General features: G+C 43.1%; 9 protein-coding genes and 1 riboswitch. All 9 genes read right to left on the bottom strand.

Translation table 11 applies throughout. The features are described from left to right. Positions 1 to 24: 24 nt before the first annotated feature. Positions 25 to 1,242 (bottom strand): molybdopterin molybdotransferase MoeA, encoded by a 1,218-nt coding sequence (locus DESME_RS00800; RefSeq protein WP_006718727.1) that lies wholly within the window; start codon positions 1,240 to 1,242, stop codon positions 25 to 27. Positions 1,243 to 1,328: 86 nt separating this feature from the next. Continuing rightward, positions 1,329 to 1,456: riboswitch (molybdenum cofactor riboswitch) on the bottom strand. Continuing rightward, positions 1,454 to 3,637, bottom strand: coding sequence for a molybdopterin-dependent oxidoreductase (locus DESME_RS00795; RefSeq protein ID WP_006718726.1), 2,184 nt, complete (start codon positions 3,635 to 3,637; stop codon positions 1,454 to 1,456). It overlaps the preceding riboswitch by 3 nt. Then, a complete protein-coding gene (locus DESME_RS00790; RefSeq protein WP_006718724.1) occupies positions 3,634 to 4,947 on the bottom strand; it encodes a radical SAM protein in 1,314 nt (437 codons plus the stop codon). The genes DESME_RS00795 and DESME_RS00790 overlap by 4 nt, the downstream gene beginning before the upstream one ends. Positions 4,948 to 4,981: 34 nt before the next feature. Then, positions 4,982 to 5,908, bottom strand: a complete 927-nt coding sequence (nrfD, locus tag DESME_RS00785) for an NrfD/PsrC family molybdoenzyme membrane anchor subunit (protein ID WP_006718721.1) — start codon at positions 5,906 to 5,908, stop codon at positions 4,982 to 4,984. A gap of 16 nt (positions 5,909 to 5,924) precedes the next feature. Further along, entirely contained in the window at positions 5,925 to 6,473 is a 549-nt protein-coding gene (locus tag DESME_RS00780; RefSeq protein WP_006718720.1) for a 4Fe-4S dicluster domain-containing protein, read from the bottom strand. A gap of 1 nt (position 6,474) precedes the next feature. Continuing rightward, a complete protein-coding gene (locus DESME_RS00775) occupies positions 6,475 to 8,718 on the bottom strand; it encodes a molybdopterin-containing oxidoreductase family protein (RefSeq protein ID WP_006718718.1) in 2,244 nt (747 codons plus the stop codon). A gap of 244 nt (positions 8,719 to 8,962) precedes the next feature. Continuing rightward, positions 8,963 to 10,033 (bottom strand): heterodisulfide reductase-related iron-sulfur binding cluster, encoded by a 1,071-nt coding sequence (locus DESME_RS00770; protein WP_242837435.1) that lies wholly within the window; start codon positions 10,031 to 10,033, stop codon positions 8,963 to 8,965. Positions 10,034 to 10,238: 205 nt separating this feature from the next. Next, positions 10,239 to 11,528 (bottom strand): trigger factor, encoded by a 1,290-nt coding sequence (tig, locus tag DESME_RS00765; RefSeq protein ID WP_006718716.1) that lies wholly within the window; start codon positions 11,526 to 11,528, stop codon positions 10,239 to 10,241. Between the two features lie 49 nt (positions 11,529 to 11,577). Continuing rightward, positions 11,578 to 11,883 carry a hypothetical protein gene (locus tag DESME_RS00760; RefSeq protein ID WP_006718714.1) on the bottom strand — a complete coding sequence of 102 codons (306 nt, stop codon included), beginning with the start codon at positions 11,881 to 11,883 and terminating at the stop codon, positions 11,578 to 11,580. Positions 11,884 to 11,902 lie beyond the last annotated feature (19 nt).

Below are 11,902 nucleotides of genomic sequence, written 5' to 3'. Positions count from 1 at the left end.
CTTTACTCCTCTCTCTAAAGAATGTCAGCTAATTAAATACGCGGCTAATTTTTCTCCGGACTTCTTCGGCCCGCTCCCCTCGGGGACTTCCGTCAAAATATTACAGCCAATCATGGAACTTAAGATCCCGTTGCCTTGATCTCCCGTCGGCTCCATCATACTGACTCCCTCTTCAAAGACCAAGCGGCCTCTGAGGAATCTCCTGCGCGGGCTTTCTTTCTTAAAATCTTTCTTCAGCGTAACTTCAATTTTCTCGTTCAAATAATTCGTTCTGCCGGCCATTTTCTTAATAAACGGAACGGCCACGAGATGGAAATTGGTTAAAGCTGCCGAAGGATTTCCCGATAATCCTAAAATCAGTTTGCCGTCTTTAACTGCCGCCGCCGTCGCAGATCCTGGTTTGATCTCGATTTTTTTATAAAGAAGATTGGCCCCTATATATTCCATCGCTCGGCTGACCATATCATAATCTCCTACCGATACTCCGCCGGTCGTTAATACCAAATCCGCTTGATCCAAAGCCTGCTCTATTAAGGCGGCGATTTCTTCTTTTCGGTCTTTCGCTGTACCGATAATTAAGGGAATAGCACCTATCGATTGGATATTGCCAAAAAGCGTATAACAGTTCGTATTGCGAATCTTTCCCGGAATCAACTGCTCTGAAATGTCGATAAGCTCATCCCCAGTACTGATAATCGCAATTTTAGGGATCTTATAAACTGCGATATCTTCCTGACCGATCGCTGCGATTAAACCCATAATCGGTGAGGTAATCGCCGTTCCTTTCGAAGCAATCAATGTTCCCCGCTTAACATCTTCGCCAGCGGGCACAATATTTTCGCCCGGCTGAAACGAGGCAGTAATTTTGACCTGATTTTTAAGGATAACCGTTTCTTCGAACTTGATTACGGCGTCTGCTCCTTCCGGGATGGGAGCCCCAGTTAAAATCTTAACCGCCGTTCCGGATTCGACGGTATTTGCAGAAGTGTAACCGGCAGGAACTTCATCGATGATGTTAAGGATTACTGGATTCGTTGGGCTTGCATTTTCTGTGTCCTGAGCGCGAAAAGCATAACCATCATACGGAGAGCGAGCAAAAGGAGGGATATTTTCCTGAGCTGCAATATCTTCAAATAACACTCTCCCAAAGGATTCTTTTATATTTACCTGCTCACTTTCCATTACTGAACAATGATCAAATACTAAGCTTTGTGCCTCTTCCAACGTAATGTTATTTTTCATCGTTATCCCCCTTTTTCGATATAATATAAAACTCCCGCATTCGAGAAAATGCAGGAGTTTCGAAGGTTAACTTTTAATACGCTAACCCATTTTTTCATGCATCTCCTTCGCATACAGCAAGTAATAGAATTTCTTCTATTACTCCGTGGACTCAGTCCAGACCTCATTCCATAGCATCTACTTTAGGAAATAAGGCTCGGAGAAAACTTTATTATTTAGTTTTTTCTACACGGCAAGGTATTCCATTATAGGTCCAGGTTCCAACTAACGAGTCGGAAGTTTCGAAATCTCCACTAGTCAAAACATTGGCATTGGAAAACCACAGTCCGCCCAATTCAGGTTCTGCAGCGCTCATTTCCGGGTACCACCAGCCATATTCCACACTGACGGTATCCTCGCACATGGGAACGATCTTAGTTATAAATCGCGCCTTGCCTCGTTCTGTCTCTACCCAAACTGAACATCCCTCTTCTAATCCCAATCGATTCGCTGTATCCAAGCTCATTTCTACAATAGGCTCTGGATGAGAGGTACGAAACTTCTCAAGTTGATGATAACTTGACGCATAATAAGGCTGAAAACGAGCTCCGCTCATGAGCAACAGAGGGAAATCCTTGCTGCTTTCCGGAAGTTTTTTGGATCTGGGTAAAGGATCATCGCCTATTTCCTTTAATAGTTCGCTATATACTTCAACTTTGCCGCTGACTGTGGCAAACCCCACGGGAAATCCGTTTGGATCAAGTTCTTCATATTTAAAGTATCGATTTTCCTGAGAATATAAACCGGTCATACTAAACTCATCCCACGTTAAACCAAGCGGCGATAAACTTGCTTCCAGACTGTCGCGATACGTATCCCAGGGCCAATCCTTTTCTTGACCGAGCCTGATCCCAAGCTCTTTCCAAAAATAAAAATCCGGGCGTCGTTCATAGTAGGGTTCAACTGCCTGATCACCGCCGTAAGCAATGTTCGCTACCCCGGCTTTTGTCTCCAACAAAGGGCGTTCTAAAGCTCCGGCACTCGGCAATATATAATCTGCAAGCATAGCGGTAGGGGTCTTAAACAATTCCAAAACGACGAGGAGATCCAAGCTCTTTAAAGCCTTATGCACCAGCTGGGTATCTGCCTGAGTTAAAAGAGGATTTGAGGCCATGACAATCATGGAGCGAATAGGATAAGGATCACCCGTTAACATTGCCTGCCATACTTGATTGGGATGTGCGGAAGTCAGGTAACGCATAGGAAGTCGTTTGTTATGCTTCATCGTTTGTTCTCGAACTTTAGCATAGCCTGCATAGGATTGGAGCTTTAGTTTATCTTTTCCTAGATGTTTTGGATTTGTTGCTGCAAAGGGTTCACTCAGTTCCAAGTCAAGCTCAGGGATAAAATCAGGCATTTCGCTGAGATGAGATGTTCCAGGCACATCGACGTTACCCGTTATTGCTCTTAAAATGGCCAGCGCTCGATGAGTTGGCAAGCTGTTAACCCCAAGCTGGTCAATCCCTCTTCCGCTATACAAAGTAGCGGGTGAATTACCTGCAAATAAGTGAGCTGCCTCAATTACATTCTCCGCTTTTATCCCCGTAATCTTCTCAACATAGGACGGAGTATACGGAGTAAGATGCTCAGCGAGACGGTCAAACCCATGGCACCATTTTTGAACAAACTCTTGATTATAAAGCTTTTTCTTCACAATAACGTGTAAAAATCCAAGCGCTAGAACTATATCTGTTCCTGGGCGCACCGGAAGCCAAAGCGTTGCTTGCTCCGCCGTCCGAGTATATCTGGGATCAACAACAATCAATGGTTTTTTTGTCCGACTGAATTCTAAGACTGTACGCCAGAACAAAGAGTTATCCGATTCTGCAGGGTTAACACCCCAAAGAATCGCACATCCCGTATTTTCCGGATCGAGCTCCATATCAATCGGCCAGCCGTACGTCAGTGTATTTACCCAGATTCCCGGATTCCAGCAAATCTGCCCGATTCCCATATTATTAGCGCTGCCAAAGAGAGACATAAACCGATGCAATGGCCAAAATGTCGTATGCGGACCCCCGATGCTTGTTGCCAGCATCTCGGGACCAAACTTATCCTTAAGCGATTGAAGCTTTTCCCCGATCTCATCCAAAGCTTGCTCCCAGGAAATTCTTTCCCACTGACCACTGCCTCGTTCCCCTACGCGTTTTAAAGGATAGTTTATTCGTTGAGGATGATCCATGACCGTCGTAATCATCGGCCAACGACGGCAACCCCTCATAATCATCCCATCATAGGGGAACCGGGAAGGATCAGGTTTAACTTTGGTCACTCGCCCGTCTTTGACAGTTGCTATAATTCCGCATTGATATCCACAGAATCGGCAATTCGTCTGAATCGTGCTATTCTCCGTCATTTTGAATTACCTGCAGGCAAGCTTAATTCACTCTGCTTCTTTCCCTCAATATTGGTAAGCTGGTATACGCAGAAAGGAATTAACCCCCCGTTTTTGCCGGCTACAATCATGCTGCACTCTTTTAATTTTTGAAGATCCATATTCATGGCATCCATATAATTCTCAATCAAGATCGATAATCCGGGTTTTAAATCTGGATATTTATTCGCGGCAATGTCCGCAAAAACCGAACCTTGCGGGCTGCCTGGATTAAACGACTGAATGTACTCTTGACGTGTCAGCCTGCGGCTTAAGGGTTGAAGCTGACCTTTATCCTCAACAAGATAAGTCGAACAAGAGCATAAAGGATGTGAACATCCTAAAGGCCAGAAGTCATACGGTTCAATCAATCCCTGGCTCTGCTTTGCAAGCATAAAGATGACATCCCCCATCGTCAGACGCTTATGCATGGAGACATTAAAGCGGCCGGAGCCAAACGCAGGCTGATACGCAATACCGACGATAACGTCTCTATTCTGCAAAGCAAATTGTAAGACGTCGCCCATTTGGTCTTCATTTGTTCCTTCAATGACGGTCATTGCCAAAACGACTTGAACACCGGCCTCCCGGCAATTTTTAATAGCCTGGAGTTTAGTTTCCAGCAAATCCTTCCCACGAATCGTTTTGTAAACCGACGGCGTTAACCCGTCAAACTGCAGATAAATTCCGCTGATTCCTGCATCCGCAAGTTTTTTTATATAATCGAGATTCTGTCCGATGACCACGCCGTTTGAATTGATTTCGATGGCATTAAAACCAATTTCCCGTCCCAAACGGACAATATCAGGCAAATCCTTGCGTGTCGTCGGTTCACCGCCGGTCAGCTGAATGCTTGTTTCCGTATTGGTATTCTTCAGGATATACTTAAACTTTGCTTCAATGGCTTGGAGTGAAGGATCCGGTGATGCACGAAATTCATCAGCAGCCATAAAACAAACTGGACAGCGCAAGTTGCAGCGTTCCGTTACTTCAATTTCAACTAAAGTCGGATGGCGAAGGTGAGCCTTGCATAACCCACAATCATTTGGACATCCTTCCTTGCTGGGAATTGGAGAATGTGGAGGTGTGGATGGCAAATGAAAATTATTCACCCATTCATAGTGCTCAACATCCGGCCAGAGATATGATGTTAACGATCCATGTTCCGGACACGACTTTTCCATGAAGACTTCCTTGCCGCTGGCATAAATGTCTGCCTTAACAACTTTCAAGCATATCGGACAAACACTTTCTGTATGATTTAGGATGGTCAAATTCTCATTTTGCTGCATCGCAATCACCTACCACTTTCTTGCTGCATTTATGCTAAATCTGTTTAGTCCAAACTTTTTTTAAGAATGCCTCATCACCGCAGGGTAATGCCGCCCGATATTTTTCCTCACCCGGCAGCCAAGTCCTATCCTGGCCTGCATAAACAACCAAGTTACGCATGAGTAATCCACCTAGAATTGCTAAAAATCCGGCGACCTCTATGAAAATAGCGTTGGGGACTAGATATAAGATCAGGGGTACGATTGTACCGACCAAAACAAATCCGTATTTGAAAGGTCCTGCAAAGTTACCGCTCGTCCATCTTTTAACAGCATTGGCTTCTCTTTCTGTCGTCCCTGTACTCTTAATCCAGAGGTAGCCCACCCAGACGATGAGTTGGAAGGCACATAATGCTGCAGCTAGGTTGGGGAATACCGTATAGACAATGATAGAAGCTTCACTAATCAAACCACAGATAATAAAAGCAGATATTCCAGTTAACAAGGAAGAGGTTAAAAATATAACCATCATTCCGGGTCCATTCCAGAAAGGACGTGATTTATGACGTGCTAGTAAAACACCGGGATAGGTTGCAACGATAAATCCCGAGATGATACAAATAATCGCCAACACTTTACGCAGTCCAACAATGCCAAACCAAGGAAATACATCAACCCAGCTGGTTGCTAAAAGCAACCCTGCAACAATGGCAATCGACATATTCCAGGCTCCAAAGGTCAAAATGGCCTTTGGATTGATGAAAACGCGCAAGGCCTGTAAAGGTCTTCCTAACTCCAAAACTAATAAGCCGGCTCCTGCGGCAATAAAAATAGGAGCTGCAAAAAGGCCCAGTGTAGATAGATTGCCGTTTAACATAAATAGCTCGGCAATTCCGGCATATAGCAGCATAGCTGCACCCATTCCTGCAAAAAAGAAGTCACAAGCTAACATCCAACCCCAAGTTTCATGTTTATGGCTCATTCTGTCTCCCCTCCTATCAATAAAGATAATATACGTAGGGCTCAGTTCCGAGCTCTTCAAGCAAGCGCCCTACCGTTTTCGTACCATTGACCAATTTATAGACTTCACTGTTTTTATCTTCAATATCTCCGAAAACACGTGCTTTTTGGTGGCAGGTTTGGACACAATAAGGTACTTTTCCTTGATCGACCCGGTCATCTTTACAAAAATTGCATTTTTGGACTGTTCCTTTAGCTGGATTCGGGATACGTGCTCCGTAAGGACAAGCCATTACGCAGGCCTTACAGCCTACGCACTTGTTCTCATCAACCCAGACAATCCCATCCTCACGCTGTTGGGAAGCACCGGTTGGGCAGGCATCTACGCAAGGCGAATTACCGCAATGCATGCACAATAAAGGAACATGGACCATATGAACATTTGGAAATTTACCTTTAGGACCATACGTCGGTACCGGATTATAAATCATATCTATCGGAAGTTCATTATTAACTCGACAAGCAACTGTACAGGATTGACAGCCGGTACATTTACGCGTATCAATTACCATTGCATAACGTGCCACGTTATCTAGCCTCCGTTCTGTCTGCGCCGTCTACTTTATAAACTTTGCATAATAAGCCTCTGTTCGCCCAGCTTCCACTCATTGGATCACAATCTTCGTCTGCGGTACTTGTTAACACATTGGTATTGGATTCGAGACAACCTCCGAGTTCCGGATCACACATATCGCGTTCAGGGTACCACCAACCCCGTTCTGTAAATACGGTTCCTGGGCGTATTCCTTCGGTGAGGTTGGCTTTCTGTTTAATTCGTCCTCGCTTCGTTTCGATCCAGACCCAATCCCCTTCTTGGATTCCATATTCTGCTGCTGAGTCTGGATTGATTTGCATATGGGGTTCATGACGCAGGAACCGTAATTCTTTGACCTGGAAATGTTCGGAATGATGGAAAGGCATAACGCCTGCCCCTGTCGTTAAAACCAATGGATATTCCTTGGCTAGTTCTGGATTATCAATTTCATTTTCGGTAGGGCCAATATATTGCGGCAGTGGCGGATAGCCCAATTCTTCAAGAACACTGGAATAAAGTTCTACTTTACCCGAAGGAGTAGCAAAACCCCCTCTTGATTTGTACTTGAAGTATTCTCGTTCAGGGAAGTGGAACCGATAGTTCTCTACAAACTCGTCGTAGCTTTCTACTCCATACCCTAGACCTTTAATACGATATAAATAAGCATCCTCTAAAGTTTCCCAAGGCCAATGTTCCTTTTGACCCAGTTTTATCCCTAGGTCACGCCAGAATTCAAAGTCCGTACGACGTTCATACATCGGTTGGATGGCCCGTTGTGAACACATTAAGAAATCGGAGCAGCCGTAGGTCGAAGTAATGGTTGGGCGTTCGAAAGATCCGGCAATTGGCAGGACATAGTCTGAAAGCATGGCCGTAGGGGTCAGCCAATAATCGCAAGTGACAAGGAAATCAACCGCTTTCAAAGCTGCCAGCGTTTTTTTGCTTTCACCGTAAGAATTAACCGGATTTGTGGCGGAAACCAGCAAAGCCTTAACAGGGTACGGTTTTCCCGTTAGTATTGCATTATATACTGTGGGTGGATGAGCCTCGCACATCCATTCTGCCGTAGGAGCCTTGCCCCAATATTTCTTCGTTATTTCAGCAATACGGCCATAGCCCGGCCAAGTCACTAATTTGAACTTATCCGAACCGAGTTGTTTTGCTCTTTGTTCTTCAGAAAGGTACTCGTTAAGTTCCATTTCTTCATCGGTAACAAATTCTTGGCTGGGTCCCGTCAAGAGATCTGCCCCAGGGCAATCGAGATTACCGGTGATAGCTCTAAGGATTGCTCTTGCTTGCATGGCGGCTCCAGCGGGTTTGCCGATTTGGTCAATAGAAACTCCCCATTGGATGTTGCCAGGTTTATTCGTGGCATACATCTGAGCACTCTCACGGATTAAATCCGCACTCAAACCCGTGAGGGGTTCAGCCCATTCTGGTGTAAAATCTCCTATATGTTCCATGAGTTCATTAAAACCGACACAATTTTCCTCGATAAACTCATAGTCCGCTAACCCTTCATAAATAATGACATTAATCCAGGCAAGAGCTAAAGCAAGGTCAGACCCCGGGCGTAAAGGTAGCCATAAATCCGCCTTAGCGGCAGTTTCTGTAAAACGTGGATCAATGACGATGATCTTGAGTCCTTTGGCTTTTAGCGCACTAATACCGCTCATTTCGGGCAAGGTGGAAGCCCCAGGATTTTGTCCCCATAACACTAAACAACGACTAAGTCCCAAATCAATTTCAAATGGGCTCCAACCATAAATCGCTGTCTCTACCATAAACGTAGGAATCCAGCACAAATGAGAATTATGAAAACCATTAGGACTCCCAAAAAGATTCATGAAACGGCGACGTGCCCAATCATCCGTACGTGCCGTACCTCCAGCTGTAGCAACCGCTTCAGCCCCAAACTGATTACGGAGGGTCTCAAGTCTGGTGCCAATTTCGTCAATAGCTTGCTCCCAGGTGATACGTTCCCATTCCCCTGCGCCTCGTGCTCCTTTGCGCTTCAACGGATAATTAACCCTTGCCTCATGATCCAGATGGATCATGTTGACATTACCGCGGCAGCACAATCCGCCGGTATTCGTTGGGTATTCCGGATCGCCCTCGAAGTGCACCACTTTGCCATCTTTAACATAAACTAAGCAGCCACAGTTCTGGTGGCAAAAGTAACAACATGCTTTTTTGACTTCGATTCCCTCTTGTTCTAAATCAATCTTAGTACTCATGTTTTCCTCCCTCGTTTAATTTGGCTTCTGCCTATCTTCCTTTTCCTTTATAGGGGAAGAGTTCAAAAAGTAAAGGATAACTACAAAGTTCCTATGTCTTATCGAAATAATATTGCAAAATTCGTGCCATCTATTAACCCTTGATAAATGTACATTTTTTCTATTCATATTCGTAAGACAATTGCCATTTTGAAAAAATAGTTTCTTTTTAAGACACTATTTCGTAAAAATAAGTAAAGAAAATTTACTCCGGGTCTTCAAATAATTTTCCCCAGAGATCCAGGGCATCAGGTCCCGTAAACATATCACTGGCCTTTTGTTTAACTTCACCATAATCTTCGATAAATCCAAGTAAAACGTTCAGGGCATGCAAAATCTTTATCTTCGGGGACACGTTTGCGAAATTAAGCACACAGGCATGACAATAGGCAAGGATCATATTGGCTCCGGCCTCTTCCGCTTCTTCCAAAGCTTGAAGTTCATGTCCCTTTGACCATTCCGGTCGAAAATGACCTAATTGACCGCTGCTTCCACAGCAGATGGATTCCTTCCCGCGATGTTTCATCTCTACTCTGACGCAACCCGCTTTATCAAGGGCCTCCCGAACTTGAGCAGCATAAATGCCTTCAAAACGGTCTGGGCAAGAATCATGCACGGTATATACTCCCTTTAATTGGGTAGGAACAAAGTAATCTTTTAATGCCTCATAAACGGTAATAATCTCAAAACCTTTAAAGGTTTTCTCTTTTTTAAATTGATAGTAACAATTAGGGCAGGCAACAATGAAGCGTTTGACGCCTAAGCTGCTTGCCTTAGCAAGTATTCCTTCCTTTATTTTATCTCCCCGTTCAGGAAGTCCGATCTGATACATTGGCAAACCACAGCATTCGGTAAATAAAATGGGATCTTTATACTTTTGCCCGAGTATTTCATGAACCTTTCTCGTCAGTCCCGGTGAATAGGTCATAATTGTACATCCTGGGAAGAAAGCTGTATCAGAGGGTACGGATGAGTTTAAGTCGTTATAATTGATACCGTAATAGTCTCTGAAAATACTCATAACGGTCACATCACGGTCCGGAAAAAGATAGCGGTATTCGTTTACGTCCATTTCCTTATTCTTTACAGCCTCTATTCTTCTTTGTTCAAACATATGGTATGGACTTAGGCCTAAAGGACAAACCGCTTCACATTTCCCGCAGAGAGCACAGGAAAAAGCCTCACTGACGTTAATTCCTCTCAACGCGATTGAAGCTGGATCTTCATTAATCTCTGTCAGTACACGGCAGCTTTCCAGGCAAGTTCTACAGCCCATACATTGTTCAATTATTTTGTTCTTACAATCTTGACTTCTTTCCTCATTCATTTTAACTTAGGTTCATCTCCTCTTCTCTACTAAACGCAACATTTAAAATCAACAATGCAAGAGTCTTACCAAACGAAATAAAATAAGAGAGAAAAAGAAAAACTGTTACAAGTTTATGCCTGAAACAGTTTTTTCCTTTTAATTAAGTTTCAAATTATTCATCAACCATTATCTTTGCATTATCAATCATATACTGAATTGCCTTTTCTGCTTTTAACTCGAATAATACTTTATTCATTAATGGACCCAAATTTTTTCGGGCATTCTTCTTATCCATCCCAATTTGCGATGCAAAAAATTCTGCGCCTTGATCGAGTTCCTCTTCACTGACCTGAAAATCTTTTTCCTTAATAATCTTATCTAATATAAACTCTGTTTTAACTGCATTCTTGGCCTCTTCCCACATTTGCTTTTTGAAGCTTTCCGGTTTTTTACGGGTCATCTGAAGGTATAGATCAATATCTCCTCCTTCAGATGCCAATTGTTTGGATAACTGGTCCAACATATCCTTTGCCCGCTCCATAACCAAAAATTCGGGAACGGTAACTTCGCATTTCTCAAGCATTTCTTTAATAATCGCTTGTCTTAAAAGATTTGTAGAACGCAGGGAAGCCATTTCATCGAGTTCTTTCTTTGCTTTTAGGCGTAACTCTTTCAGGTTTTGAACTTTTCCTACTTCCTGGGCAAACTGGTCATCAAGTTCTCTGAGCTGAATATCTTCAACCTTCTTAACGGTGACGATAAATCGAGCCTTTTTACCGGCTAGTTGTTTTAAAGAATAGTCTGCAGGAAAATGATTTTCAATATTTAGAGAATCCCCCTTTTGGGCACCTAAAAGATGATCCTCAAAGCCAAGGATAGGATTGCTCAAATCCAGCATGAATTTATAATCTAAGACATCATCATAAGTTGTATCTTCAACCGTACATTTATAATCAATGGTTAATGTATCTCCGGATGAAGCAGGTTCATCTAACTTATCCATAACTTTTTTATTTCTTGAACGCAGCTCTTCCAAATATCTTTCGATATCTCTATCCGTAACCTCTCGGGTCTTTGGTACATTAACTTCTATGCCTTCAATTGTCCCCAGTGTTACCTCCGGAGTAATTGGAACACAAACTTTGATACGAAGGGGTTTCCCTTTTTCAATATGACCGACTTCAATATCAGGATCACCAACAGGCTCTAATTGTAAGTCTTTAAGAGTTGCAGCATACTCTTCTGGAACGACAAAATCCAGCGCATCTTCATATAGAACCTCAGGTCCCAGTTTAGATTCCAAAACTACCCTTGTTACTTTCCCCTTGCGAAAACCTGGAATTTCATAGTTGTCGACATTCTTTTTAAACGACTTCTCAAGGGCCTTTTCAAATCTTTCTGCTTCGATAGAAAAGTTAAAGTATGCCTCACTATTTTCAATTTTTTCTAAGGTTGCATTCATAAATTCATACTCCTTTATTCAGATAATTGTCCATCAATGAATTTTTTGATTAACCGATTCTTCTTCTGCATATAGCAAGCTTTCTAGGGTCAACAGGCTTCATGAATCTTTGAGGATTCTGTTCCTCATAAAGGATGTTTCCTAAATATGGCTTCATTGCCTGCTCGACTTGTTCCTTAACAATCTTGGCAATCAATTCGGTATTTTCCTTATAGACTCTCTCATCAAGACCTCTAGCAATTAAATATCGAATTGTATCAGATACTGTTTCACCCTTTTTTTGAGAAATCACTTCAATCTGTTCCCACATATTTAATTTTAATTTGATCGTAACTGACCTAAGCTTCGAAGGCATAAAATACCTCCTTTCGTTA

The organism is Desulfitobacterium metallireducens DSM 15288, assembly GCF_000231405.2.
Lineage (GTDB): Bacteria > Bacillota > Desulfitobacteriia > Desulfitobacteriales > Desulfitobacteriaceae > Desulfitobacterium_A > Desulfitobacterium_A metallireducens.
The sequence above is the reverse complement of the archived record's forward strand: the minus strand, read 5'-3'. Positions and strand labels throughout refer to the sequence as shown.

What these genes read in the sequence shown, in the direction of transcription:
- DESME_RS00800 (WP_006718727.1), bottom strand. Translation starts at nt 1,242, where the DNA reads ATGAAAAATAACATTACGTTGGAAGAGGCACAAAGCTTAGTATTTGAT.
- DESME_RS00795 (WP_006718726.1), bottom strand. Translation starts at nt 3,637, where the DNA reads ATGACGGAGAATAGCACGATTCAGACGAATTGCCGATTCTGTGGATAT.
- DESME_RS00790 (WP_006718724.1), bottom strand. Translation starts at nt 4,947, where the DNA reads ATGCAGCAAAATGAGAATTTGACCATCCTAAATCATACAGAAAGTGTT.
- nrfD (WP_006718721.1), bottom strand. Translation starts at nt 5,908, where the DNA reads ATGAGCCATAAACATGAAACTTGGGGTTGGATGTTAGCTTGTGACTTC.
- DESME_RS00775 (WP_006718718.1), bottom strand. Translation starts at nt 8,718, where the DNA reads ATGAGTACTAAGATTGATTTAGAACAAGAGGGAATCGAAGTCAAAAAA.
- DESME_RS00770 (WP_242837435.1), bottom strand. Translation starts at nt 10,033, where the DNA reads ATGGGCTGTAGAACTTGCCTGGAAAGCTGCCGTGTACTGACAGAGATT.
- tig (WP_006718716.1), bottom strand. Translation starts at nt 11,528, where the DNA reads ATGAATGCAACCTTAGAAAAAATTGAAAATAGTGAGGCATACTTTAAC.
- DESME_RS00760 (WP_006718714.1), bottom strand. Translation starts at nt 11,883, where the DNA reads ATGCCTTCGAAGCTTAGGTCAGTTACGATCAAATTAAAATTAAATATG.